The organism is Allostreptomyces psammosilenae (assembly GCF_013407765.1).
Classification (GTDB): domain Bacteria; phylum Actinomycetota; class Actinomycetes; order Streptomycetales; family Streptomycetaceae; genus Allostreptomyces; species Allostreptomyces psammosilenae.
In genome coordinates this window covers 1,785,321-1,810,135 of sequence record NZ_JACBZD010000001.1, presented here as the reverse complement: position 1 = coordinate 1,810,135, position 24,815 = coordinate 1,785,321, and the positions used below count along the sequence as shown (strand labels likewise).

At 75.8% G+C, this 24,815-nt stretch carries 18 protein-coding genes; 6 read left to right on the top strand and 12 right to left on the bottom strand.

Annotation, left to right across the window (positions count from 1 at the left end; genetic code table 11):
• Positions 1-73 precede the first annotated feature (73 nt).
• Together lnt and FHU37_RS07195 are read right to left on the bottom strand one after the other, a co-directional pair.
• The gene (lnt, locus tag FHU37_RS07200) at positions 74-1,630 is read right to left on the bottom strand and encodes an apolipoprotein N-acyltransferase (RefSeq protein ID WP_179813370.1); all 1,557 of its coding nucleotides are present in this window, start codon (positions 1,628-1,630) and stop codon (positions 74-76) included.
• 123 nt (positions 1,631-1,753) lie between these two features.
• Positions 1,754-2,251, bottom strand: a complete 498-nt coding sequence (locus FHU37_RS07195) for a MarR family winged helix-turn-helix transcriptional regulator (RefSeq protein ID WP_179813369.1) — start codon at positions 2,249-2,251, stop codon at positions 1,754-1,756.
• A gap of 104 nt (positions 2,252-2,355) precedes the next feature.
• Between FHU37_RS07195 and FHU37_RS07190 the strand changes: the two genes are divergently transcribed.
• Complete coding sequence (locus FHU37_RS07190; protein WP_179813368.1) at positions 2,356-2,997, top strand: NAD(P)-dependent oxidoreductase; 642 nt, start codon at positions 2,356-2,358, stop codon at positions 2,995-2,997.
• Positions 2,998-3,064: 67 nt separating this feature from the next.
• On the opposite strand, the gene FHU37_RS07185 is transcribed toward FHU37_RS07190, so the two are convergent.
• Positions 3,065-4,723 carry an aldehyde dehydrogenase family protein gene (locus tag FHU37_RS07185; RefSeq protein WP_179813367.1) on the bottom strand — a complete coding sequence of 553 codons (1,659 nt, stop codon included), beginning with the start codon at positions 4,721-4,723 and terminating at the stop codon, positions 3,065-3,067.
• Between the two features lie 348 nt (positions 4,724-5,071).
• On the opposite strand from FHU37_RS07185, the gene FHU37_RS07180 reads away from it, so the two are divergent.
• On the top strand, positions 5,072-6,277 hold the full coding sequence (locus FHU37_RS07180) for a DUF3103 family protein (RefSeq protein WP_179813366.1): 1,206 nt from the start codon (positions 5,072-5,074) through the stop codon (positions 6,275-6,277).
• Between the two features lie 90 nt (positions 6,278-6,367).
• Here FHU37_RS07180 and FHU37_RS07175 read toward each other — a convergent pair whose 3' ends face one another.
• The 5 genes from FHU37_RS07175 to FHU37_RS07155 all read right to left on the bottom strand — a co-directional run bounded on the left by FHU37_RS07175 (position 6,368) and on the right by FHU37_RS07155 (position 12,518).
• Complete coding sequence (locus tag FHU37_RS07175) at positions 6,368-7,354, bottom strand: serine hydrolase (RefSeq protein WP_312892478.1); 987 nt, start codon at positions 7,352-7,354, stop codon at positions 6,368-6,370.
• A gap of 123 nt (positions 7,355-7,477) precedes the next feature.
• Positions 7,478-7,807 (bottom strand): STAS domain-containing protein, encoded by a 330-nt coding sequence (locus FHU37_RS07170; protein WP_179813365.1) that lies wholly within the window; start codon positions 7,805-7,807, stop codon positions 7,478-7,480.
• A 164-nt stretch (positions 7,808-7,971) separates the two neighbouring features.
• Positions 7,972-9,609, bottom strand: coding sequence for an ABC-F family ATP-binding cassette domain-containing protein (locus FHU37_RS07165; RefSeq protein WP_179813364.1), 1,638 nt, complete (start codon positions 9,607-9,609; stop codon positions 7,972-7,974).
• An 85-nt stretch (positions 9,610-9,694) separates the two neighbouring features.
• Entirely contained in the window at positions 9,695-11,140 is a 1,446-nt protein-coding gene (locus FHU37_RS07160) for a hypothetical protein (protein ID WP_246449657.1), read from the bottom strand.
• Positions 11,141-11,537: 397 nt separating this feature from the next.
• The gene (locus tag FHU37_RS07155) at positions 11,538-12,518 is read right to left on the bottom strand and encodes a TIGR03564 family F420-dependent LLM class oxidoreductase (protein WP_179813363.1); all 981 of its coding nucleotides are present in this window, start codon (positions 12,516-12,518) and stop codon (positions 11,538-11,540) included.
• Positions 12,519-12,636: 118 nt separating this feature from the next.
• On the opposite strand from FHU37_RS07155, the gene FHU37_RS07150 reads away from it, so the two are divergent.
• Positions 12,637-13,470 (top strand): helix-turn-helix domain-containing protein, encoded by an 834-nt coding sequence (locus FHU37_RS07150; protein WP_179813362.1) that lies wholly within the window; start codon positions 12,637-12,639, stop codon positions 13,468-13,470.
• 38 nt (positions 13,471-13,508) lie between these two features.
• Here FHU37_RS07150 and FHU37_RS07145 read toward each other — a convergent pair whose 3' ends face one another.
• A complete protein-coding gene (locus FHU37_RS07145) occupies positions 13,509-15,275 on the bottom strand; it encodes an ABC transporter ATP-binding protein (RefSeq protein WP_179813361.1) in 1,767 nt (588 codons plus the stop codon).
• 421 nt (positions 15,276-15,696) lie between these two features.
• Positions 15,697-18,102 carry a Tex family protein gene (locus FHU37_RS07140; RefSeq protein ID WP_179813360.1) on the bottom strand — a complete coding sequence of 802 codons (2,406 nt, stop codon included), beginning with the start codon at positions 18,100-18,102 and terminating at the stop codon, positions 15,697-15,699.
• A gap of 380 nt (positions 18,103-18,482) precedes the next feature.
• Here FHU37_RS07140 and FHU37_RS07135 point away from each other — a divergent pair, with 380 nt between their 5' ends.
• Positions 18,483-19,313: a pectate lyase gene (locus tag FHU37_RS07135; protein WP_312892477.1), complete on the top strand. Its 831-nt coding sequence runs from the start codon at positions 18,483-18,485 to the stop codon at positions 19,311-19,313.
• A 76-nt stretch (positions 19,314-19,389) separates the two neighbouring features.
• On the opposite strand, the gene FHU37_RS07130 is transcribed toward FHU37_RS07135, so the two are convergent.
• A complete protein-coding gene (locus tag FHU37_RS07130) occupies positions 19,390-21,096 on the bottom strand; it encodes an IclR family transcriptional regulator domain-containing protein (protein ID WP_179813359.1) in 1,707 nt (568 codons plus the stop codon).
• A gap of 230 nt (positions 21,097-21,326) precedes the next feature.
• Here FHU37_RS07130 and FHU37_RS07125 point away from each other — a divergent pair, with 230 nt between their 5' ends.
• Both FHU37_RS07125 and FHU37_RS07120 read left to right on the top strand, forming a co-directional pair.
• A complete protein-coding gene (locus tag FHU37_RS07125; protein WP_179813358.1) occupies positions 21,327-22,520 on the top strand; it encodes a 4-hydroxybenzoate 3-monooxygenase in 1,194 nt (397 codons plus the stop codon).
• A gap of 143 nt (positions 22,521-22,663) precedes the next feature.
• Positions 22,664-24,070 (top strand): MFS transporter, encoded by a 1,407-nt coding sequence (locus FHU37_RS07120; protein ID WP_179813357.1) that lies wholly within the window; start codon positions 22,664-22,666, stop codon positions 24,068-24,070.
• A gap of 56 nt (positions 24,071-24,126) precedes the next feature.
• Here FHU37_RS07120 and FHU37_RS07115 read toward each other — a convergent pair whose 3' ends face one another.
• Complete coding sequence (locus FHU37_RS07115) at positions 24,127-24,801, bottom strand: winged helix-turn-helix domain-containing protein (protein WP_312892476.1); 675 nt, start codon at positions 24,799-24,801, stop codon at positions 24,127-24,129.
• Positions 24,802-24,815 lie beyond the last annotated feature (14 nt).

The window sequence follows — 24,815 nt, the reverse complement described above, 5'->3', positions numbered from 1 at the left end:
TCCGAGCGAGCCGATCGCCCGCGCGGGGCGTTCTAGCCGCGACACCGCGGCCGCCCACCGGGCGAACGCCCGGCTACCTCCCGGACCGCCACGCGCCGGAGGACGCCGGCGCGGCCGTGCGGGCCGCGGCGGCGGCCAGCGCGCCGAGGGCCAGCCAGGGTGCCCAGTCCCCGAAGCGGGTGTATGGGCTGGTCCCGGTGGCGAGCGGTACCCGGTACACGTGCGCGGCGCGCTGGTCGGTGCCGAGGGCGGGGCCGACCGGGCGGCCGTGCGCGTCGTGGACCGCGCTCACGCCGGTGAGGGTCGCGTGCGCGACGGGGCGCCAGGTCTCGGCGGCGCGCATCGCCGCCACGGCGGCGTGTTGCTCGGGGGCCCAGCTGTCCTGGAACGTGGAGGTGGCGGCCTGGACCACGAGGAGGTCGGCGCCGTCCCGCGCCAGGTGGCGGGTGAGGTCGGGGAAGGTGGACTCGAAGCTGACCACCGGGCCGACCCGCAGCGGGGGCACCTCGATGAGCACCTGCCGCTCGCCGCGCCGCCGGTCCTGGTCGGCCGCCTCCCCCACCCCGGTCACCCAGCCGAGCAGGGGGCGGGCCGGAACGTACTCGCCGAACGGCACCAGCCGCGTCTTGTCGTAGCGCTGCTCGGTGACGCCGGCGGGTTCGACCAGGACGGCGCTCTTGAAGATCCCGCCCTCCCCGGGCTCCGCCGCGTCGGCCCGGCGCGCGTCCACGTTGACCAGCAGGGGGGCGTCGACGTCGGCGGACAGGGCGCGCAGCCGCTCGGCGAGGTCCGGGCGCTCGGCGAGGTCGAAGCCGACGCCGCTCTCCCCCCACACCACCAGGTCGGGGCGGTCGTGCGGGGGGCGGTCGGCGAGGGCCCGGGTGAGTCGCTCGGCGTGGTCGAACCTGGCCTGCGGTCCGGGCAGCACACCGGGCTGCACCAGGGCCACGGTGGCGGTGCCGGCCTGGCGCGGCGCCGGCGCCCAGGCCGCCGCCGCGCCCACGACGGCGGCCGTGGCGGCGAGCGCCAGCGCCCCGGCGCGGCGCGCGCCCGGCACGGCGCACAGCAGCGCCAGGGCGGTGTTGACGGCGACCAGGAGCAGGCTGACCAGCCACGCGCCGCCGAGGGAGGCCAGCTGGCGGGCGGGGGCCAGCTGCCACTGGCTGGCGCCGAGCACTCCCCAGGGCCCGCCCAGGTACTCCCAGGAGCGGACGAACTCGGCGGCCAGCCAGCCGCACGGGATCAGCGTCACGGCGGCGGCGGCCCGTCCGGCCGTCGGGACACCGCGCAGCAGTCGCCACACCAGCCAGCCCCACGGCGCCCACAGGGCCCCCAGCAGGGCCGCCAGGACCGGGGTGAACACGTGCAGGTTCGGCAGCAGCCAGTGGTGGGTGGCGAGCATCAGCGCGGTGCCGCCGATCCACCCGCGCAGCGCCGCGGCCCGGGCCGTGCCGGAGGCGCGCAGGAGCAGCAGCCACGGCACCAGGGCCAGCGGGGCCAGCCACCACCAGGAGGGTTCCGGGAAGCACAGGACCGGCAGGGCGCCGGCCGGTGCCACGGCGACCAGCGGTGCCAGGCGCCCGCGGGTGCCGGGCGCCCGGTCGGCGCCCGGGGGCCGGGTGTCCGTCATGCCTGCCGCCTCCTCTCCCGTCCAGTGTCCGCGCCGGGCGCCGGCGGCGCCCGGCGCGGGGCGTGGGGCGTGGGGCGCGGGGGCGTGGACGGGAGCGGCCCGGTGGGCGGGCGGCTCCGGGGGTCAGTCGGCGGTGTCGCCGAGCGACTCCAGCAGGTGCCGCAGCGTGTCGGCGAGGTCGTCGCGCTGGGCGCCGGTCAGGGCGGCGAGCAGTCGCCGCTCGGTGGCGACGTGGTCGGGCAGCACCCGGTCGACGAGGGCGCGCCCCTCGTCGGTGAGGGCGACGTGCACGACGCGGCCGTCGGAGGCGCTGGGTGTCCGGGTGACCAGGCCGGCGGCCTGCAGACGGTCCAGGCGCTGGGTGATGGCCCCCGAGGTCACCATGGCCGCGCGCATCAGCTCGGCGGGGGTGAGCCGGTGGGGCGGCCCGCTGCGGCGCAGGGTGGCGAGGACGTCGAAGGAGGCGGCGTCGAGCCCGTGCGCGGCGAAGGTGCGGCGCAGTTCGGCGCTGATCAGCCGGGAGGCCCGGGACAGCCGCCCGATCACCGCCATCGGGGAGACGTCGAGGTCGGGGCGGTGCGCGCCCCACTGTTCCAGCACCCGGTCCACGTGATCCGCCACGGGCCCAGCCTAGCGAGGTTCCTTAGCGGTGAGATACATTCTCTTAGCGCTAAGACATCTGGTCCCGGCGCGCCTCGTCGACCACGGAGAACAAGGGGGAATCCATGCGCATCACGGTGTTCGGAGCGGCCGGGAACGTGGGGAGTCGGGTGGTGGCCGAGGCGCTGGCCCGCGGCCACCGGGTCACCGCCGTGGTGCGCGGTCACGCGCGCCTGGCGGAGCTGCCCGCCGCCGCCGACGCCCGGATCGGGGACGCCGCCGACCCCCGCGACGTGGCCCGGCTGAGCGCCGGCCGGGACCTGGTGATCGGCGCCACCCGCCCGGCGCCCGGCAGCGAGCGGGAGCTGGTCCGGGCGGCCAGGGGCCTGCTGGCCGGTCTGGCCGGGAGCGGGGTGCGGCTGCTGCTGGTCGGCGGGGCCGCCACGCTGACCGTGCCGGGCACGGGCGGGCGCACCGTGCTGGAGGACCCGCGTTTCCTCCCCGCCGCCTGGCGGGACATCGCGCTCGCCTGCGCCGACCAGCTCCGGGTCTGCCAGGCCGAGCGGGAGGTGGACTGGGCCTATCTGAGCCCGCCGGCGCTGCTGGAGCCGGGGGCGCGCACCGGCGCCTACCGCCTGGGCACCGACGAGCTGCTGCTGGACGCCTCCGGCCGGTCGGCGATCTCCATGGAGGACCTCGCGGTGGCGCTGCTGGACGAGGCGGAACGGCCGGAGCACCACCGGACCAGGTTCACCGCCGCCTACTGAGCCGCGGCGGAGCACGGCCGGCCGCCCACCGGGCGTCCCGGTGGGCGGCCGGCCGGTCCGCGCGGTCTCAGCGCGCCGGGTACAGGGAGTAGTCGGGGAAGTTCCCGTACAGCTTCTCGTCCGGACCCTCGGGGCCGTAGGTGACGGCGTGCACCAGCAGGTCGCCGCCCACGAAGGCGCCCTTCCACGAGCCGCCGATGCCGCCGAAGACCTCCTCGCGGTCGCCCCGGGAGCGCGGCTTGTTGACGCCCACCTTGAAGGCGAGCAGGTCCTCGCCGACCCGGGCGCCGAAGTCCGCGTCGTCGGTTGCGACGCTGGCCACCAGGGAGCCGTTGCCGGCGTTCATGGCGGCCAGCAGCTCGGCCTCGGTGTCCACCAGCACCACGGAGTCCAGCGGCCCGAACGGCTCGGAGTGGTGCAGCGCCCAGTTGGCGGGCGGCTCCAGCACGCACATGGGCGCCAGGTAGGCGGAGGTGTCCTGCCCGGGGAGGAAGCGTCCCCGGGCGAGGTCCCCCCGGTGCAGCGGGACGCCGCGGCCGGCGACCGCCGCGTCGAAGTGGCCGCGCAGCTCGGCCGCCTTGGCCGCGTGGATCACCGGGCCGAAGTCCAGCTCGGGCAGCGGGTCGTCCGGCGACTCGACGGCCAGCGGATGGCCGAAGCGCAGGCCCTCCACCACGGACAGGTAGGTGCTCAGGAACCGCGGGAACAGCTCCCGCTGGACGACGTAGCGGGGGTAGGCGGTGCAGCGCTGCTTGGCGTACTCGAAGCCCTTGCGCAGGTGGCCGGCGAGCAGGTCCCACTGGCTGAAGTCCCACACGCCCCAGCAGTTCAGCCCCTCCTGCTCCAGGAAGTGGCGGCGGCCGGTGTCGGCCAGCGCGGTGGCGGCCTTGCGGCCGTTGGACCGGCCGCCGACGAAGGCCAGGGCGCCCAGACGCGGGTCGCGGATCAGCGCGTCGGCGATCTGGCCGCCCATCCCGGACAGCAGGGTGACCGGGAGCCCCGCCCGGTGCATCAGGGCGTGAGCCAGCGTCAGGCAGTGGAACCCGCCCTGGCTGGGGGTCTTGGCGACCACGGCGTTGCCGGCGAGCAGCTGCACCAGTTCCGCGTGCACCTGCACGCTCATCGGGTAGTTCCAGCTGGCGATGTTGGAGACCGGGCCGGGCAGCGCCCGGCGCTCGGCCTCGGTGCCGACGGCGAGTTGGCGGTCGATGTTCTCCAGGTACCAGCGGACCCCGTCCAGCGCGCGGTCCACGTCGGCGCAGGCCAGCCGCCACGGCTTGCCGATCTCCCAGACCAGCAGCAGCGCGAGCAGGTCGCGGTGGGCCGCCATGGCCTCCACCGCCTCCCCGACGCGCCGCTTGCGCTCGGCCAGCGGCACGCGGCTCCACTCCTCGTGCTGCTCACCGGCGAAGGCCACCGCCGCGCGGGCCTCCTCGATGCCGATCCGGGGCGGCCCGGGGATGCTGCTGCCGTCGATGGGCGTGGCGTGGGTGCCGGGGGTCCCCACGGCGCGCCACGCGCCGAGGGTGAGGTTGAGCAGCCGGTCGTCCCGGAACGCCTCGGGAGCGACCGTCACGCACCGGGCGTAGGTCTCCGCCCAGGACGTGCCGGGCTTGAGGGCGAGTGTCACGGATTGCCTCCGAATCGGGGAGGGGCGGGGGCTCGTACCAGATCGGGGGTGCCTGGTGGGGTTTGGACTGTATCCAGGCCCAACAGGAGGAGGCATTGTGAGACCGTGACAGTTCTCGGGGCGCGGCTTAGCCCGAAGGCCCAGGCCGGCAGCACGCCCTCCGCCCTCGCATGGGCAGGAGGCCGAGCATGCGAGGGAGATTTCCGGCCAGGTCCCGCGCTGGCGCCGACCCTTGTGGGAAACCTCCAGCTTTCCCGGTGTCGATCTGCCGACGGCGGACTACCGCCCGCCCGCGGCGCCGAGCCGACCACCGACCGTGACGACGGCCGCGAGGACGGCCGCGAGGTCGGCTGCGGGAATGGCCGCCGAGGCCCTCTTGCCGGGTTCTCGGCGGCCGGGCGAGAATCTCGCCCGAACCCGCGCATCCACGACAGGGAGACCCGCATGCTCTCGTTCAACGCGCGTAGAAACCCCCTTCGCACCACCGGAGCGCTGCTCGCCGGCGGCCTGCTGGTCTGCGTCTGCGCGGCCGGCACCGCCACCGCGCGACCGGTCGAGGCCACCGGCACCACCCCCGCGGCGACCTCCGCGACGACCGCCGCCGACGCCGAGCGCGCCGCTCGCCAGACGGCCCGGGAGCTGGCCGCCTCGCTGCGCGACTCCACCTGGCTGCGGACGGTGCGCGCCGCGCTCGGCCCGGAGGGCGAGGCCGACCTGCTGGCCCTGGCCGACCGGGCGGACGCGCCCGCGGAGCTGGCCCGGCTCGCCGGCGCGGCCAACCGGGCGGCGCTCGCCGCCGAGGGACTGCCCGCCGACACCGGCTCGCTGCTCCAGGTGCGGCTCGGGGACGAGTCGATGCGCGCCGGGCTGCACGCCGGCCGGGGCCTGCTGGTGGCCGCGGAGGGCTCCGACGAGGCCACCACGGTGGTGGCCTACGACGCCTCCGGCCGGGAACACCAGCTGGACGCGCACACCGTGCCGAACCGCCCCGTCCTGGTGGTGGGGGTCGACCACGGGCGCGCCCTCGATTCCCACCTGGCGACCTTCCGGGAGACCTTGCGCGAGCACGGCGTCTCCACCTCGGACTCCACCGCCACCCCCGCCACCGACTCGGCGCGCACCGCCTCCACCGCGTCCACCAACGAGCTCGGCGCGCTGGCCGGCTACGACGCCACCCGGCTGGACTCGATCCACCTCTCCGACGACCAGGAGCCCTGGGTCAGGGGCGACGCGGAGATCTACGCCCTGGTCGCCGGGGTGTCCCCGGCCGGCCAGCCCCAGGTGGACACCGTCCAGCTGCCCTACCTGGACGAGGACGGCCGCACCTACACCCCCGGCCAGATCCTGGTGAACTGGTCGCACTTCCGCTACGACGCCGTCGACATCGTGCTGATGGAGGAGGACACCGGCACCAACTACGAGGAGCTGGCCCGGGCGGTGGCCGCCGGCCTGCTCACGGTCATCTCGCAGACCCAGTACGTGCCGCTGGTGGACGCCGTCCTCGCGGCCATCCCGGACGACTGGTGGACCGAGGACCCGGACTACGTCGACTCCTGGTACACCATCCAGAAGGCCACCTCCGGCTCGCGGGTCGGCGCCGCCGGCAACGGCACGATCAGCCTGTCGCCGATCTTCATCCCGGAACTGTGACCCCCTCCCCCGCCGGGGCGCCGCGGCGGCGCCCCGGCGGGGGATCCCGGCGGCCCGGACGCCCCGGGGCGGGGGCATGCCGGAAGGCGCCTAGCGGAAGACGCCGACGGCCGCCCGGGCGACGTCCTCGACCAGCGAGATGCCGGACGCCTGGTCGAGCTGGCCGTCGCTGAGCACGGCGACCAGCAGGCCGTCGGAGCCGTCCACCGCCACCCACCCGATGCTGTTGACCACCCACAGGCCGGTGGCGCTCCGCGGCAGCCAGCCGTTCTTCAGGGCGAAGTCGCCGCCCTCCGCGGCGGCGGAGACCCCCCAGTCCTGCCCCTCGGCGATCTCCCCCATGAGCGACTGGAGACGGGCCCGCGACTCCGCCTCCAGCACCGAGTCCTCGGCGAACACCGTGCGCAGCAGGGCCAGCTGGTCGGCGGGCGTGGTCAGGGTGAGGCCCCAGTGCCCGTCCGCTCCGGGCACGGTCCCGGTCATCCCGAACCGCTCGTTGGCCTCCGCGAGCCCCTCCGCGCCGCCGATGACCCGCCACAGCGCGTCCGCGGCGGCGTTGTCGCTGACCTGGATCATCGCTGCGGCCAGCCGTTCCTCCTCCGCGGTGAGCTCCCGGCCCTCCTGCTGGGCCTGGAGCAGCAGCGCGGCCAGGATGTCGACCTTGGCGACGCTGGCCGTGGCGAAGGCGTGCTCGTCGTCGCCCGCGGTGGCGCTCCGCCCGGTGGCGAGGTCCAGCACCGCCACCCCCACGTTGCCCTCCGCCCGCGCCGTCACCGCAGCGACGACCGTCTCCAGCAGGCGGGCCCGCTGCGCGGTGGAGCCGCCGGAGGCGGTGGAGGTGGACGGCTCCGGGGACGGGGCCGGCGCGGCGGCCGGGTCGGTGGGCGAGGCCGTCGCGGCGGCAGGATCGGAGGGCGACGGCACGGCGGAGACGACGTCCCCCGCCGAGGCGAGGCCGCCGAGCCGCTCACCGCCCTGGTCGACGCGGGCGGTGTCGACCAGCCCCACGCCCGTGGCGATCACGCCCACCACCGCCACCACCCCCGCCATCCGCCACCGCACGCCCCTGGTCGTCACAGTTCGACAACCTAGGGAGCGCGACCTGACGAACCATTAAAACTTTATCAAGATACGATGAAAATTCCCGGGGCGGCGGCTCCGGGGGCCGTCCGGCGCCGGGCTCGGCGAGCGCGCCGGGTTCTAGCAGCCGCGCCGGGGGGCGGGCGGGGCGGTGAGGAAGTCGATCAGCCCGGTCAGCCGCAGCAGGCGGATCGGTTGGTCCTGGATCCCGGCGAGGGTCAGGCGCCCGCCTCCGGCGGCGACCCGCCGGCGCAGGTCGATCAGGAAGTGCAGGCCGGTGGAGTCCATGAAGGACACCTCCGTCATGTCCAGCAGCACCACCCCGACCGGGTCGGGCAGCCGCGCCCGCGCGGCGGCCAGCGCGGGGCGGGCGTCGTAGTCGATCTCCCCGACGGGGGTGAGGACTGTCGCACCGTCCTGTTGCCGGACGGTGACCGTCAGTTCCCGCATGTCGGTCCCCTCCCATGGCAGGGGTCTGGAGCCGGTCCGCGGCCGTCACACGCGGTCGGTCAACACGCGGTCGGCCGCCCGTGCGGCGCCGGCGCGGCCCGGGGCGGGCCGCTGGTCCCCCCACCGTCTCACCTCGTGGGCCGGATGGCCAGCAGTGCCCTCGGTCACCGTTCGGCGACGCGCCCGTCGGCCACCTCGATCCGGCGGGTGGTCCGGACCTGGTCCAGCATCCGACGGTCGTGGGTGACCAGCAGCAACGTGCCGGTGTAGGAGTCCAGCGCGGCCTCCAGCTGCTCGATGGCCGGCAGGTCAAGGTGGTTGGTGGGCTCGTCCAGCACCAGCAGGTTGACCCCGCGGGCCTGGAGCAGCGCCAGCGCGGCGCGGGTGCGCTCGCCCGGGGAGAGGGTGGCGGCGGGGCGCAGCACGTGGTCGGCGCGCAGCCCGAACTTGGCCAGAAGCGTACGCACGTCGGCGGGCGTCATCTCGGGCACGGCCGCCTCGAACGCGTCCAGCAGCGGCGCGGCGCCGTGGAAGTGCGCCCGGGCCTGGTCGACCTCGCCGACGACGACCCCGGAGCCGAGCGCGGCGTGCCCGGCGTCCAGCGGAACCCTGCCGAGCAGCACGCCGAGCAGGGTGGACTTGCCGGCGCCGTTGGCGCCGGTGATGGCGATCCGGTCGGCCCAGTCCACCTGGAGGTCGACCGGTCCGAGCGTGAAGCCGCCGCGCCGCACCGTCGCGCCGCGCAGGGTGGCGACGACCGCCCCGGACCTGGGCGCCGCGGCGATGCTCATCCGCAGCTCCCACTCCTTGCGGGGCTCCTCCACCACCTCCAGCCGCTCGATCAGCCGCTCGGTCTGCCGGGCCTTGCTGGCCTGCTTCTCGGTGGCCTCGGTGCGGAACTTGCGCCCGATCTTGTCGTTGTCGCCGGCCTTGCGGCGGGCGTTCTTGACGCCCTTCTCCATCCAGGCGCGCTGGGTCCGGGCGCGTGCCTCCAGGGCGGCCCGGGTGTCGGCGTACTCCTCGTACTCCTCGCGGGCGTGCCGGCGGGCGACCTCGCGTTCCTCCAGGTAGGCGGCGTAGCCGCCGCCGTAGGCGCGCACCTGCTGCTGGGCGAGGTCGAGTTCGACGACCCGGGTGACGGTGCGGGTGAGGAACTCGCGGTCGTGGCTGACCAGCACGGTGCCGGCGCGCAGGCCGGTGACGAACTCCTCCAGCCGGGCCAGGCCGTCCAGGTCGAGGTCGTTGGTGGGTTCGTCGAGGAGGAAGACGTCGTAGCGGCTGAGCAGCAGGGAGGCCAGTCCGACGCGGGCGGCCTGGCCGCCGGAGAGGGCGGTCATCGGCGCGTCGAGGCCGACGGCGAGGCCGAGCGCGGCGGCCACCTCCTCGGCCCGTTCCTCCAGGTCGGCTCCGCCGAGGGCCAGCCAGCGCTCCAGGCTGGTGGCGTAGGCGTCGTCGGCGCCCGGCCGGCCGTCCACCAGCGCCTCGGTGGCGGCGTCGAGGTCGGCCTGGGCGGCGGTGACGCCGGTGCGGCGGCCGAGGAAGGCCGCGACCGTCTCGCCGGGGCGGCGCTCCGGCTCCTGCGGCAGGTAGCCGACGGTCGCGGTGGGCGGGCTGAGTCGGACCTGGCCCTGCTCGGGCGTCGCCAGGCCGGCGAGCAGGCGCAGCAGGGTGGACTTGCCGGCGCCGTTGGCGCCGACCAGGCCGACGACGTCGCCGGGGGCGACGACGAGGTCGAGCGCGGAGAACAGTGCCCGGTCGCCGTGTCCGGCGGCGAGCTCCTTTGCGACGAGGGTGGCAGCCATGAGGAGGCAAATCCTACTGGCCGCCTTCGACCGCGAGGCGACGCCCCGGCCCCGGTGGGCGCCGGGGCGCGGGCGCCGCCCCGGGTCAGAACCCCCCGCCTACGTCGCCGCCGAAGCCTCCGCCGAAGTCCCCGCCGCCGACGTCGCCGCCACCGCCGTCGCCGAAGCCTCCGCCGAAGTCGCCGCCGTCCTCGCCCGCTCCGCCGCCGTACCAGCCGGGTCCGGGCGCGTACAGGGCGCTGCCCAGCATCGTGCCGACCAGCAGGCTGGGCAGCAGCGTGGCGCCGTAGCCGGCGAAGTAGCCGCCGGCCCACGGGCCGTAGGCCGGGCCGGCCTCCCAGTAGGGCCGCCGCCCGCCGTCGTCGCCGGGGACGGTGCGCACGACCGGCGGCAGTCCGTCGTCCAGCCGGGTGGCATCGGCCGCGCACACCGGTACGGTGCGGGCCGTGCCGCCGTCCGGGGTCCACTCGACGTCGCGCACCGAGGGGCCGTGGCGGGGGTCGAAGAAGCAGGGCGGGCGGCGCTGCGGGAGCGGCCGGCCGTGGCGCCGGGCGTCGAGGACGGCCAGGCGGAAGCGGCCGTCCTCCAGCGCCTCGGTCACCGCCCGGACGTCCTGCGGCCGGCGGGCGGCGGCAGCGCGCCGCTTGGCCAGGTCGTAGGCGTCGAGGGCGTGGCGGTAGTCGTCGAGCGCCTCGGGGGTGGCGTCGGGGTCGGTGGGGGTGAAGTCCAGGCGGTCCAGCGCCTCCCCGTAGGCGGTGATGTCCTCGTCCACGGCGGTGCGCACCCGGGCGAGTTCCTCCCGTTCCCGGTCGCGGCGGCGGCGGTTGGCGCGCATCAGGTACAGGCCGCCGGCGCCGGCGGCCAGGGCGAGGATGAGCAGGGGCAGCAGCACGGCGACGACCGTGCCGCCGCCGCGCGCGTCCTGGGTGCCGGCCTCGTCGGTGCCGTGCACCGCGGTGCTGACGTCGGCCACGTAGTGGTCGAGGACGGCTTCGAGGTCGCCGTCGTGCTCGGCCAGGTTCGCGGTGGCCAGTGCCTGGGCGGTGGCTCCGGGCAGCACCGAGGAGTCGGAGGCGGCGCCGAAGTCGGAGCCGAGGGCGACGGCGTAGACGCCAGGTCGGCCCACGGCCGCGCGCAGCCGTTCGAAGACCTGTTCGCCGCCGTAGGCGGGGTCGTCGGGCAGCACCGCGACGTAGATGGGCACGTCGGAGGCGTCGATCCGCCGGGTGAGGTCGTCGGCGGCCCGCTCGGGGAGGCGGTCGGAGACGGAGGGCTCGACGTAGACGGGGTCGTCGCGGAGCGCGGCCCCGATCTCCTCCAGGCCGGTGGCGGCCCGGGCCGGCGTCGCGCCGCCGAGGGGGCCGGCGCCCAGCAGCGCGGCCAGGGCGGTGAGCAGGGTGGCCAGCGCGAGGGCCGGTCCGCGGGAACGCGCCGGTCGCGGGCCGGGGAATCCGGTGGTGGCGGCGGGTCCGCGCGGGGTCCGCGCTCCGGCACGCGGAGCCCCGTGACCGCCGCACGGCATGGTGGGCATGTGGGTCCCTTACCCGGAATACCCCGTTGTGTGCGCGTTTGCCGTGGATGGATCGTGGTTTCGCCGTCCGGTCGGCGGCAGGGCCGGGAGACCGCTGCGGATCGGTCGCCTCCGGCACGGGCCGGCGCCGGAGGTGGCGCTCCGCCGGGGGCGGAGGAAACGGCGGGATTGCCGGGCGATGTCGCGCTCGTGACATGCCCGTTCGCTCCCTTGTGGGAAATCTGACGGTGAGTCAGGCTGACTGTCGGCGCCCCTCGACGCCCCGCCCCGGGGCGGAGGGGGAGCCGCACGCGCTGGGTCGCCGCGGCCACCGGCCGAGCCGGCCGCCCGCCCCGGTCCGCTGGCCCCTCCCCGCCGGTCCCCGCCCGGTCCCCGCCCGGTCCCCGTCGGGGAGGGGTCAGCCCTCCGCCGCCCCGCCGACGTCCGCGCCTCCGGCCACGGGCCCGCCCAGCTCACCGGCGAGGGCGCCCAGCAGCTCGATCGTGCGGCCCACCTCCGCGGGCGTGCCCACCGGGGTGACGTTGAGGCCGGTCGCGCCCGCCTCCGCGAGACGGCGGATCCCCCGGCGCACGGCCCGCTCGTCCCCGGCGACCGTGATCTCCCCGGGTGAGCCGGCTCCCTCCAGGTCGAGCAGCCGCCGGTAGGAGGGCAGGTCCGCCACCCAGGACAGCTCGGCGTCCACCTCGGCGCGGACCCGGTCCGGCTCGCCGGTCAGCGACACGTTCACCCCGACCAGCACCCGGGGCGCCGGGCGGCCCGCGGCGTGGGCGGCCGCGGTGACGGCGGGGGCGATGTGCCCGCCGATCGTCCGGGGGCCCGCCATGAACGTCACCGTGCCGTCCGCCCGCCCACCGGCCAGCCGCAGCATCCGCGGTCCGAGCGCGCCGAGCAGCACCGGGACGGGACGCTCGGCACCGGCCACCGCCGTGGACACGCCGGCCGTGCAGGCGGTCACCCGCTCGCCGCGCACCCGGACCTCCTCGTCCCGCAGCAGGGGCAGCAGCGCGTCCAGGTACTCCTCGACGTAGGCCGCCGGCCGGTCGAAGGGGACGCCGAAGCGCTCGGAGAACCCCGCGTGGCTGGCCCCGATCCCCAGCACCGCGCGCCCGCCGGACGCCGCCTGGAGGGTCCTGGCCTGGCTCGCCGTGGTGATCGCGTGGCGGCTCTGCGCGGTCACCACCGTCACCCCCAGCTCGACCCCGGCCACGCCCGGGTCCCGGGCGAGGACGGCCAGGGCGGTGAGGGCGTCGTAGGAGAAGCCCTGGGGCGCCCACAGCGCCGCGAAGCCCGCCGCGGTGGCGCGACGGGCCTGCTCCAGGAGGTCGTCCACGTCGTTGCGGGCGCGCCCGCTCGGAGCGATCTTCATACCGATCTGCATGCGGGGAGTCTCCGGCCGCGCCGACGGCGGAACAAGGCGACCGTTCATCCTGTTGGTGCCGGTCACAGGACAGCGGACGGCGCGTACCGCGCGCCGACGGGGCGGACACAGGGGACCCATGCGGGATCAGGCACGGCGGCGGGAACTCGGCGCCTTCCTCCGGGCGCACCGGGAGGCACTGGCGCCGGGGACCGTGGGGGTGCGGACCACGGCCCGGCGGCGGACCCCCGGGCTGCGCCGCGAGGAGGTCGCCACCCTCTCCGGGGTCAGCGTGGCCTGGTACACCTGGCTGGAGCAGGGCCGGGTGGATCCCTCCCGGCAGGTGGTGGAGGCGCTGGCCGGCGCGCTGCGGCTGAGCGCGGACGCGCGGGCCCACCTGCTGGCGCTGGCCGGCTTCCACGGCCCGGCGGTCCGGGGCCCCGACGCGCCGGAGCGGGCCGGGGCGGACTCCCGCGCGGCGCTGGCCGCCCGCCTGCGGCCGGTGCTGGAGAGCTGGACGGACAGCCCCGCCCTGCTGCTGGACGGCGGCCTGGACATCCTCGCGTGCAACCGGGCGCACCGGCGGCGCTGGTCCGATCCGGGGCGCCTGCCGGCGGACCGCCGCAACCTGATGTGGTGGCTGGTGGCGGACCCGGCGGTGCGGGAGGCGGTCGTCGGGTGGGAGGCCCTGGCCCGGGACGTGCTGGCGCTGCTCAACCTGCGGCTCGGCGAACGGGCCGGGGATCCGCGCGCGGCCGGGCTGCGCGCGGTGCTGGGCGCGGACGTGCCCGAGCTGGCGCACTGGTGGACCTGCCGGGGCGTCGCGGAGTTCCGGGCACGCGAGGTGCGGGTGCGGGAGCCCGACGGGTCGGTGCGGCCGTACCTGTTCTCGGTGCTGCGGCCGGCCGGGGAGGGGGACGCCGCCCTGTGGGTGCAGACCCCGCTCCGGCCGGAGGCGGCCGGAGCGGGGTAGCCGGCACCCGGGGGCGGCGACGGCGGGCGGGGTCGGGTTCAGGCGAGCTGGTGGGCCTGCAGTGAGGTGTAGGCGCCGGCCCGCGCGAGCAGGTCCTCGTGGGAGCCGACCTCCTCGATCCCGCCGTGGCGCATCACCACGATCCGGTCGGCCCCCTTGATGGTCGACAGCCGGTGGGCCACGACGAAGGTGGTGCGTCCCCGCACCAGCCGGGCGAGGGCCTGCTGCACCAGCGCCTCCGACGCGGTGTCGAGCGCCGAGGTGGCCTCGTCGAGGATGAGCACCCGCGGGTCGCGGATCAGCGCCCGGGCTATCGCCAGCCGCTGCTTCTGGCCGCCGGACAGCCGGGCCCCGCGTTCCCCGACGACGGTGTCCAGGCCGTCGGGCATCCGCTCGATGAACTCCAGGGCGTTGGCGTCGCGCAGCGCCGCCAGCAGCTTCTCCTCGGAGACCTGCGGCAGGCCGTAGGTGACGTTCTCCCGGATGGTGCCCTGGAAGAGGATGGATTCCTGCGGCACGACGGACAGGAAGCGCCGGTAGCTGCGCAGGTCCAGGGTCTCCATGTCGGTGCCGTCGAGCAGGATCCGGCCGGAGGTGGGCCGCAGGAAGCCGATGAGCAGGTTCAGAACGGTCGACTTGCCGGCCCCGGAGGCGCCGACGAAGGCGATGGTCTCGCCGGGCGAGACGGTGAGCGTGAAGTCCCGCACCGCGCTCGCGTCGGATCCCTCGTAGCGGAAGCCCACCGAGCGGAACTCGAAGGCGCCCTCGACCCGGGTCACCTGCGCCTTGCCCGCGTTGTTCTCCAGGTCGGGCGCCTGGAGCACCTCGCCGACCGAGCGGACCGACTCCAGGCCCTTGGTGATGACCGGGGTCAGGCTCATCAGCGCGGTGGTGGAGCCGGTGAGGATGGTCAGGAACGAGCTGAGCATCACCACGTCGCCGGGGGTGAGCGGCAGCACGTCGTAGTAGACGACCAGCGCCGCGGCGGCGAGCGTGACCACCCCGAGGATGTTGAGCAGGACCCAGGCCAGCGAGGCGAACCGACCGTTGATCCGGTCCAGCCGCAGGCCGGAGTCCAGCACCTGGCGCAGCGAGCCGTCCACCCGGCGCAGGGCGTCGCTCTCCAGGGCGTGGGCGCGGGTGATCGGGATCAGGCTGGTCATCTCGTGCACGCGGCTGGAGAGCAGTTCGACCTCGCGCCGAAACGATTCGTTGCGGGTGCGCATCCGGGCGCGCAGCCGGGCCACGAGGTAGGCCGCGGCGGGCACCACGACCAGGAAGACGGGCAGGAAGGCGGGGGCGCTGACCCCGATGATGACCAGGCCGCCGATCAGCACGGTGAGCGAGCCGAGCCCGCCGTCCACCGTCTGCACGATCATCTGCTCGATGGTCTCCACGTCGCGGATGACCTTGGCCTGGAGCACGCTGGCGCTCATCCGCGCGTGGTAGCCGATGGAGAGCTGCTGCATGCGGCCGCACAGCGCCCAGCGCAGCCGGCTCCCGGTGCGGCGCACCGCGCCGTGCAGCCACCGGACGTAGAGGAGGTGGAGCGGGGGGTTGACCAGCAGGATCACCAGGATGACGCCGACGTTGATCCACAGGTCGGTGATCGGTCCGTGCTGGACCACCACGTCGATGATGTTGGCGGTGACGAGCGGGAGCAGCCAGGTCGGGCTGTGCTTGACCACGAAGACGAGAACGGCCAGGACGAGCGCCACGCGCTCGTCCCGGAAGAGGTACAGCAGGGTGCGCACCGGATGTTCCCCGCGGTAGCGGTGGTCCATGGGCTCCTGCGGCGACGTCATGACTCTCCTGAGCGCCTAGTTCGGGTGCCGGTGGCATGCCGCCGGCCTCCCGCCCGGGGACGGGCAGGAGGGCGGGCCCTCCCGCCCGTGGGGCGGGCGAGGAGGGAGGCTCCTCTGCCCGGGGGCGGGCAAGGAGGGAGGCCGCTGGACGACGGTGTCGGCAGCCACGGTCGGAGGGAACTCAGGTCATGGTGGCAGAGCGGGCGTGGCCGCCGCCCGGCTTTTGCGGGCGCGGAGGTGGCCCGTAGTGGCCGTCCCGGTGGGCGGGAAGCCCGGGGGGCGGCCGGGGAGCCCGGGCCGCCGCTCGGGGGCGCGGGCCACCGGGCGGCGGGCGGCAGGCCGACCGCCGCCCGGGGGGTCAGGGCTCAGTGGCGTCAGGGATCAGTGGCGTCAGGACGTCGGGGCGTCGCGGGCCGTGGCGTCACAGGCCCTTGTCGAGGCCGGCGCGGCGCAGCGCGTCGGCGAGCGCCGTGTCGCCGGTGAATCCGCCGCTCCTGCCCTGCTGGCGCGGCTGGCCGCGGCGCGCGGAGCCCCGCCCGCCACCGCTCCGCCCGCCGCCGCGGTCGCCCCGGTCGCGGTCGCGCTCACGGCCGCGACCGGCCGGCGCGCCGCCGCGCTGCTCCGGCTTCGGGGCGTCCTCGTCCAGGCGCAGGCTGAGCGAGATGCGCCCCCGCGGGACGTCGACGTCCAGCACCCGGACCCGGACGATGTCCCCCGGCTTGACGACGTCCCGCGGATCCTTCACGAAGCTCTTCGACATGGCGGAGACGTGCACCAGGCCGTCCTGGTGCACGCCGACGTCCACGAAGGCGCCGAAGGCGGCCACGTTGGTGACGACCCCTTCCAGGACCATTCCGGCCGCCAGGTCCTCCAGCTTGTCCACGCCCTCGGTGAAGGTCGCCGTGCGGAAGGCCGGGCGCGGGTCGCGGCCGGGCTTCTCCAGCTCGCGGAGGATGTCGGTGACGGTGGGCAGGCCGAAGGTCTCGTCGACGAAGTCGGTGGGCCGCAGCGACCGCAGCACCGAGCCCTGGCCGATCAGGGACTTCAGCTCGCCGCCGGTCGCCTTGAGGATGCGCCGGACCACCGGGTACGCCTCGGGGTGGACGCTGGAGGCGTCCAGCGGGTCGTCGCCACCGGGGATCCGCAGGAAGCCGGCGCACTGCTCGAACGCCTTCGGGCCGAGCCGCGCGACGTCCTTGAGCGCCCGGCGGGTGCGGAACGGGCCGTGCGCGTCGCGGTGCGCGACGATGTTCTCGGCCAGCCCCTCGCCGATTCCGGAGACGCGCCGCAGCAGCGGAGCGGAGGCGGTGTTGACGTCCACGCCGACGGCGTTCACGCAGTCCTCCACCACCGCGTCGAGCGAGCGCGACAGCTTGGCCTCGGACACGTCGTGCTGGTACTGGCCGACGCCGATCGACTTGGGGTCGATCTTGACCAGCTCGGCCAGCGGGTCCTGCAGCCGGCGGGCGATCGACACCGCCCCGCGGAGCGAGACGTCCAGCTCGGGCAGTTCCCGGGAGGCGTAGGCCGACGCCGAGTACACCGAGGCGCCGGCCTCGGAGACGACCACCTTGGTGAGGTTCAGGTCGGGGTGGCGGCCGATCAGGTCGCCGGCGAGCCGGTCGGTCTCCCGGGAGGCGGTGCCGTTGCCGATCGCGACCAGTTCCACCCGGTGCTGCCGGGCGAGCCGGGCCAGGACGTCGATGGACTCGTCCCAGCGCCGCCGGGGCTCGTGGGGGTAGATGGTCTCGGTGGCCACCACCTTGCCGGTCGCGTCGACCACGGCGACCTTCACGCCGGTGCGGAAGCCCGGGTCGAGGCCCATGGTGGGCCGGCTGCCGGCGGGCGCGGCGAGCAGCAGGTCGCGCAGGTTGGTGGCGAAGACCCGCACCGCGTCGTCCTCGGCGGCCTGCCGGAGCCGCAGGCGCAGGTCGATGCCGAGGTGGACCAGGAGGCGGGTGCGCCACGCCCAGCGGACGGTCTCCATCAGCCACCGGTCGCCCGGCCGGCCGCGGTCGGCGATGCCGAAGCGCTCGGCGACCAGCAGTTCGTAGTCGCCGGGGCCGGAGCGCGGCTCCGGCGCGCCGTCGTCCCCGGTGGGCGTGTCGGGCTCCAGGGAGAGGTCCAGCACCTCCTCCTTCTCCCCGCGGAACATGGCCAGGACGCGGTGCGACGGCAGCCGGGTGAAGGGTTCGGCGAAGTCGAAGTAGTCGGCGAACTTGGCGCCGGCCTCCTCCTTGCCCTCGCGCACCCGGGAGACCAGGGCTCCCCGGGACCACATGCGCTCCCGCAGGGTCCCGATGAGGTCGGCGTCCTCGGCGAAGCGTTCGACCAGGATGGCCCGGGCGCCGTCGAGGGCGGCGGCCGCGTCGGCCACGCCCCCGTCCGGGTCGACGAAGGCCTCGGCCACCACGTGCGGTTCCAGGCCGGGGTCGGTGAGCAGCCGGTCCGCGAGCGGTTCGAGGCCGGCCTCCCGCGCGATCTGCGCCCGGGTGCGCCGCTTGGGCTTGAAGGGCAGGTAGATGTCCTCCAGGCGGGCCTTGGAGTCGGCGGCCATGATCCGCTCGCGCAGCGCCTCGTCGAGCTTGCCCTGGGCCTCGATCGACTCCAGCACGGCGGTGCGGCGCTCCTCGAGCTCCCGCAGGTAGCGCAGCCGTTCCTCCAGGGTGCGCAGCTGCGCGTCGTCGAGCAGGCCGGTGGCCTCCTTGCGGTAGCGGGCGATGAACGGGACGGTGGCACCGCCGTCCAGCAGCTCGACGGCCGCCTTCACCTGTCGTTCCCGGACGCCGAGTTCCTCGGCGATCTTCTGCTGAATGGACGTCGTCACGATGCGATCCGCCTTCTCCTGATGCTTCCGGGGCGCATTCTGCCGCACCGGGGTCGCGGGCGGGCGCGGCCGTGTCACGGCCGGCGGGGCGGAAGGGCGGAACGGCCAGCAAACCCTTTCTACCGGGAGGGTGCGGGCGGGCCCGGCGCACCACGCCGATGACCGCCAGGTCCGCACCAATGCCGTACTGACGTGCGATCTTGGGAAAGTTCTTTCCCGATTGGGAACGCTCCCAGAGTCTTGACGCCTCCACAAGCGCTTGCGACATTCTTCAGGTCCGGCGGACCTGAGCGGGAGTCATGTCATGGACATGCACGGCGAGCGAGCCGTGTGAGAGCGCTCCCGCCCCGGGTCGGCCACCCCCGACCGCTCGACCTGAGGTGAGTTCATTGATCGCACCACGGATACGCGGGCGCCTCGCGCTCCTCGCCGGAGCGATGGCCGCCACGGTGGGCCTCACGCTCGCCGGAGCCCCGAACGCCACCGCCACCGACGCCCCGGCCGCCAGCACCGCCGCCGTCAGCGCCTCCGACGTCTCCGCGCAGGCCTGGCCGACGCCCACCAGCAACCAGGCGGTGAGCGCGACCATCTCGCTCAGCGGCAACGTGGACGCCGGCATGCGGCGCTACTACGGCACCGGCGCCCTCGGCTCCGGCAGCCAGGACGAGGACCAGGGCCCGCTGCTCCGGCTGGCCCCCGGCACCGTGCTGTCCAACGTCATCATCGGCGCCCCGGCCGCCGACGGCATCCACTGCGAGGGCGCCTGCACCCTCCGCAATGTGTGGTGGGAGGACGTGGGCGAGGACGCCGCCACCTTCCGCGGCTCCTCCTCCTCGCAGCAGATGCTGGTCGACGGCGGCGGCGCGCGGTACGCCTCCGACAAGGTGTTCCAGCACAACGGCGCCGGCACGCTGACCATCCGGAACTTCGAGGTGAGGGACGTCGGCAAGCTCTACCGCTCCTGCGGCGACTGCTCCACGCAGTACACCCGCCACGTGGTGGTCGAGAACGTCCATGTCTACCCGCCGATCGACCAGCTGGTGGGGATCAACATCAACCGCAACGACACCGCGCGGCTGCGCAACATCACCTTCCACGGTGACCCGGACGACTTCGAGGCCTGCGCCAAGTACCGCAACACCTCGCAGGTGGGATCCGGGCCGGACAGCACCAACTGCCTGTACTCGGCGAGCGACATCCACTACCAGTGATCCCGTAGCGGAACCCGCGCGGCCGGCCCGCCCCGCACCACGCCCGTGGTGCGGGGCGGCCGGCGTCCCCGGGCGCTCAGCCGCGCGGCACGCCCCGCGCGCCGGCGGCCCGCAGGTCCGCCTCGATGGCGGTGGCCGCCTCGCGCAGCGGCGGGAGCACGGTGCGCAGGGTCTCCTCGGGCGTGCCGCGTCCGGCGTGCGCCGCCACGTTGAGCGCGGCCACCACCGTTCCGTCCCGGTCCCGCAGCGGCACCGCGACGGAGCGCAGCCCCACCTCGAGTTCCTCGTCCACCATGGCGTGGCCCTCGCGGGCCACCCGTTCCAGGATGGCGGCCAGCAGGTCCGCGGAGGTCACGGTGCGCGGGGTGAGCGGCACCAGGTCGGCGCGGCGCAGGCGGTCGGCGCGCTCGGCGGGCGGCAGACCGGCCAGCAGCACCCGTCCCATCGAGGTCGGGTACGCGGGGAAGCGGGTGCCCACTGTGATGTCCACGCCGACGATCCGGGTCACCGGCTGCCGGGCCACGTACCGGATGTCGTCGCCGGCGAGCACCGCGATCGAGGCCGACTCGTGCACCGTCTCCGCCAGTCGGGCCAGGTGGGGGCGGACGATCTCCACGAAGCCCAGCCCGGACAGATGGGCGTACCCCAGCTCCAGCACCCGGGGCGTGGGGCGGAAGCCGGGCGGGACCGCCTCGACGTAGCCGAGCCGCTCCAGGGCGATGAGGGAGCGGCGGGCGGTCGCGCGGGCCAGCCCGGTGGCCTCGGCGACGGCGGTGAGCGGCATCGGACCATCGGCGGCGCCGCCGGTGGCGGTCAGCACCGCCAGCCCTCGGGCAAGCGACTGCAGGTAGCGGGGGCCCAGTTCGGCCTTGGCCGCGGCGGTGGGATCGACCGCCGGCGCCTCCGCCAGCGGCCGGTCGTCCGGCGGGCAGGGCGGCGCCCCGGCCAGGGCCGCCTCCATCTCCCCCACCACGGCGCGCGAGCGGGCCAGCGCCAGCCCGCGCAGCGACGCCGCCGTGTGCCGACTGGTGTGGCTGACGACGCTGAGCGCGCAGACCACCCGCCCGGACCGGTCCCGCACCGGCACGGCGAGCGCGACCAGCCCCGGCTCGATGAACTGGTCGTCCTCCGCCCAGCCGTGTTCGGCCGCCGCCGCGCACCGGGCGGCGAAGCGCTCCTCGACCGCCTCGGGGGAGGCGGCGAGGGCGGAGCGGCGCGGGGGCAGCGAGGGGAAGCCGGTCTCCTCGGGGTCCTCGCGCAGCCGGGTGCGCCACGCCCGCCAGTCGGCGTCCGTCCAGGCCGCGGCGAAGAGCGCGCCGGGGGCGCAGCGCTCGGCGGGCAGCAGGTCGCCGACCCGGAACGCCACCGACATGGTGCGCCGCCGGGTGACCTGGTGCACGAAGCGCACGCCGTCCCGGTCCGGCACGGCCAGGGACACCGACTCGTCGAACTCCTCGGCGAGGTGCTCGGCGAAGGGGCCGAGGAGTGCCGGGAGCCGGCTGGCGCGCAGATAGGCGTCGCCCAGTTCCAGCAGGCGGGGGCGCGGCCGGAGCTCGCGGTCGTCCTCGCGCAGGTAGCCGAGGTGGGCGAGGGTGGCCACCACCCGGTCCACGGTCGACCGGGGCAGCCCGGTGGCCCGGGCCAGGTCGCCGGCGCGGGTCGGGCGCCCCTCCCGTACGGCGAGGTGGCGCAGGACCGCCAGGCCGCGTTCCAGCGGGCCGGCCCCCTCCTCCGGCGGCGCCTCGGTGGCCGGATCGTCCGTGGTGGCGGCGGGGCTGGACATGGCGACTCCCGGGAACGGCGGCGGAACGAGTCATTGACAGTCGACGTGAGCCAACGCACACTCGTCGCCACACATTATGAACGAAAGTTCACCAGGCGAACAACACCCCTTCCTCGTTCGCCTCTCCCCCGCACCCTCGATCGTCACCGCCGTCACCGCCGCCCCCCCCCGGCACCGTTCCGCACGGACGCCGGCCGGGCGCGGCGACGACGACCCCCTGGGAGGTTTCCATGCGCACCACGGTCGGCATCATCGGTGGCGGCCCGGCCGGACTGCTGCTCGCCCGCCTCCTGCACCGCGCCGGCGTCGACAGCGTCGTCCTGGAGAGCCGGGACCGCGCCTACGTCGAACACCGCCAGCGCGCCGGGATCCTGGAGCAGGCCACCGTGGACGTGCTGCGGGCCTGCGGCGCCGGGGCCCGGATGGACCGGGAGGGGCTGCCGCACCGGGGCATCGAACTGCGCTTCGACCGCCGCGCCCACCGGGTGGACTTCCCCTCGCTGACCGGCGGACGCACGGTGATGGTGTACGCGCAGACCGAGGTGGTGCGGGACCTGATCGCGCTCCAGCTCGCCGACGGCCCCCCGCTGCTGTTCGAGGCCCCGGCGCACGCCGTCGAGGGCCTGGACGGCGAGCGCCCCCTCGTCCGGTTCACCCACGCCGGGCGGGAGCGGACACTGGAGTGCGACTACGTCGTCGGCTGCGACGGCTTCCACGGGATCTCCCGCCGCTCCGTCCCCGAGGGCGCACTGCGCGGCTACGAGCGGCTGTACCCCTACTCCTGGCTGGGCGTGCTTGCGGACGTGCCGCCCTCCTGCGAGGAACTCGTCTACGCGCACTCGGAGCGCGGCTTCGCGCTGCACAGCATGCGCTCGCCGAGCGTCAGCCGGCTCTACCTCCAGGTGCCGAACGACACCGACCCCGCCGACTGGCCCGACGAGCGGATCTGGGACGAGCTGGACGCCCGCTTCGCGATCGACGGCGACTGGAAGCTGGCGCGCGGGCCGATCACCGCCAAGTCGGTGACCCCGATGCGCAGCTTCGTCACCGAGCCGATGCGCTACGGGCGCCTGCTGCTGGCCGGGGACGCCGCGCACATCGTGCCGCCCACCGGCGCCAAGGGCCTCAACCTGGCCGTGGCCGACGTCGTCGTGCTGGCCCGGGCGCTCGCCGACTGGCGGGCCACCGGCTCCACCGCCGGCCTGGACGCCTACTCCGACACCTGCCTGCGCCGCGTCTGGCGCGCCGAGCACTTCTCCGCCTCCTTCACCTCCACCCTGCACACCGCGCCCGACGAGACGCCGTTCGAGTCGCGGCTGCGGACCGCCGCGCTGGACCGGATCGCCACCTCCCGCACGGCCGCCGCGGAGCTCGCCGAGAACTACGTCGGCCCCCCGCTCGCCCCCGCCGGCCGAGCCCACTGACCTCCCCCACCACCGCCGGCCCCCTCGCACACCGCCGGCCCCACCACCGCATCCCACACCCGAACTGGGCGCCGCGACGCGCCACCGTGGAAGACCTGTCAGGGCCACGGACCGCGTCCGGCGCCCGGAAGAGAAGGCCCCCCATGCCCGTTGTTCCCCCCGCCCCGGACTCCTCCCCCGCCACCGGGCGCCCCGCCGCCCCCGCGCCACGCCGCCGCGGACCGTTCTTCGCCGTGGCCGCGATGTGCTGGCTGCTGGTGATGTTCGACGGCCTGGACGTCTCCCTCTACGGCGCCGCGCTGCCCGGCATGCTGGACGATCCCGGACTCGGCCTGGACGCCGCGCAGGCCGGCGCCATCGGCTCGTACGCGACCTTCGGCATGCTGGTCGGGGCGCTGACCGCCGGCACCCTGACCGACCTGCTGGGGCGCAAGCGCATGCTGCTGTGGTGCGTCACGGTCTTCTCCGTCGCCTCGGGACTGTGCGCGATCGCGCCCTCGGCCGAGTTCTTCGGCCTCGCGCGCCTGCTCGCGGGCGTCGGCCTGGGCGGGCTGCTGCCCAGCGCCCTCGCCCTGGTCTCCGACTTCGCCCCTCGGGGGCGCGGCAGCCTCGCCATCGCGGTCAGCATGACGGCCTACCACGTGGGCGCGGTCTTCGCGACCCTCGCGAGCCTCGCCGTGCTGGACTCCTGGGGCTGGCGCGGCGTCTTCTGGATCGGGGTGCTGCCGTGCGTGGTCGCGGTGCCGCTGATGGCCCGCTACCTGCCGGAGTCCACCAGCTTCCTGCTCGCCAAGGGCCGCCGCGCGGAGGCCGAGGCGGTGGCCGCGCGCCACGGCATCGTGCTGGACGAGGAGGACGTGCGCCGGGCCACCGCCGCCGCCGGCACGGCCGGCACCGGGCGCGCCACCGCCCTGCGGGTGCTGTTCGGCCGCGGCTACCGGACCACCACCCTGGCGTTCTGGCTGGCCTCGTTCGCCGGCCTGCTGCTGGTGTACGGGGTGAACACCTGGCTGCCGACGCTCATGCGGGCGTCGGGCTACGCCGTGGGCTCCTCCCTGGTGTTCCTGCTCGTCATCAACCTCGGCGGCGTGGTGGGCATGCTGGTCGCCGGCCCGGTCGCCGACCGCTACGGCGCCCGCCGGGTCAGCGCGATCTGGTTCCTGCTGACCGCCCTGGGAACCTACGCGCTGAGCGTCCGGATGCCGCTGGCGCTCAGCCTGGTGCTGGTCTTCCTGACCGGCGTGGTGCTGTTCAGCGCCCAGACCATGGTCTACGCCTTCGTCAGCGAGCGGTACGGGCCGGACAGCCGGGCGACCGCGCTGGGCTGGACCGCCGGCATGGGGCGGTTCGGCGCCGTCCTCGGGCCGTGGCTGGGCGGGCAGCTGCTGGCGGCGGAGCTGGCCGGCTGGAGCTTCCAGATGTTCGCCGCCGCCGGCGTGCTGGGCGCGGTGATGACCGCCCTGGTGCCGGGGGCCCGCGCCGGCGCCGTCGCGGGCGGCGCGCCGGCGGCCGGTGGCGCGGTCGCCCCGGCGGCGCCGGCCGAGGGGTGATCCGGCGGCGGCCGGTCGGGGCACGGAGCCGGGCCCCGACCGGCCGCCGCGCGGCGTCAGTCGTCCAGCGGGTCGAAGAGGTAGCCCACCCGGCGCACCGTCACGATGGAGCGGCGCAGCGGCTCCCCGAGCTTGCGCCGCAGCCGGGCGACGTGCACGTCCACCGTGCGGCCGTTGCCGTGGTAGCCGCCGAGGTCCCACACCTGGTCCAGCAGCTGCGCCCGGCTGTGCACCCGCAGGGGGTTGCGGGTCAGGTGGGCGAGGAGTTCGAACTCCAGGTAGGTCAGCCGCAGCGGCCTGCCGTGGATCTCGGCGGTGCGGCGCGGGACGTGCAGGACGAGGCCGCCACCGGGGCGCAGGGTGTGCGGGGTGTCGGCCGGCGACGGCCCGGGCGTCCCCGGCTGGGCGTCGGGCGGCGGCTCGGACCCGTGCGGCGGCGCGGCCAGGGGGTCGGGGCGCGCCGCGAGGAGGGCGACGGCGGGGTGCTGGAACGCGGCCGGCACGGTCGGCGGCTGCCAGGGGATCGCGCCCGGCGGCGGCGGGGTGTCGGCGGGGAGCAGCAGCACGTAGGCGGCCAGCGCCGCCTCGGAGCCGGCCGCCTGCGGCCCCGGGCCGGGCGGCTGCGCCATGGGATCGGCGGGGACGGGCTCGGGGCCGGCGTGCCCCACCCCGTCGGCACGGGTGAGACGGGCGTGCCGCGGGCGGACGTGCTCAGGCAGAACGGTCTTCACGGGGGACCTCGGAT

Excerpts from the sequence above, each read along its gene's own strand:
- FHU37_RS07125 (WP_179813358.1), top strand. The coding sequence starts at position 21,327 with ATGCGCACCACGGTCGGCATCATCGGTGGCGGCCCGGCCGGACTGCTG.
- FHU37_RS07145 (WP_179813361.1), bottom strand. The coding sequence starts at position 15,275 with ATGACGTCGCCGCAGGAGCCCATGGACCACCGCTACCGCGGGGAACAT.
- FHU37_RS07170 (WP_179813365.1), bottom strand. The coding sequence starts at position 7,807 with ATGCGGGAACTGACGGTCACCGTCCGGCAACAGGACGGTGCGACAGTC.
- FHU37_RS07185 (WP_179813367.1), bottom strand. The coding sequence starts at position 4,723 with ATGCCTCCTCCTGTTGGGCCTGGATACAGTCCAAACCCCACCAGGCAC.
- FHU37_RS07150 (WP_179813362.1), top strand. The coding sequence starts at position 12,637 with ATGCGGGATCAGGCACGGCGGCGGGAACTCGGCGCCTTCCTCCGGGCG.
- FHU37_RS07160 (WP_246449657.1), bottom strand. The coding sequence starts at position 11,140 with ATGCCCACCATGCCGTGCGGCGGTCACGGGGCTCCGCGTGCCGGAGCG.
- lnt (WP_179813370.1), bottom strand. The coding sequence starts at position 1,630 with ATGACGGACACCCGGCCCCCGGGCGCCGACCGGGCGCCCGGCACCCGC.
- FHU37_RS07120 (WP_179813357.1), top strand. The coding sequence starts at position 22,664 with ATGCCCGTTGTTCCCCCCGCCCCGGACTCCTCCCCCGCCACCGGGCGC.
- FHU37_RS07190 (WP_179813368.1), top strand. The coding sequence starts at position 2,356 with ATGCGCATCACGGTGTTCGGAGCGGCCGGGAACGTGGGGAGTCGGGTG.
- FHU37_RS07130 (WP_179813359.1), bottom strand. The coding sequence starts at position 21,096 with ATGTCCAGCCCCGCCGCCACCACGGACGATCCGGCCACCGAGGCGCCG.
- FHU37_RS07180 (WP_179813366.1), top strand. The coding sequence starts at position 5,072 with ATGCTCTCGTTCAACGCGCGTAGAAACCCCCTTCGCACCACCGGAGCG.
- FHU37_RS07165 (WP_179813364.1), bottom strand. The coding sequence starts at position 9,609 with ATGGCTGCCACCCTCGTCGCAAAGGAGCTCGCCGCCGGACACGGCGAC.
- FHU37_RS07155 (WP_179813363.1), bottom strand. The coding sequence starts at position 12,518 with ATGCAGATCGGTATGAAGATCGCTCCGAGCGGGCGCGCCCGCAACGAC.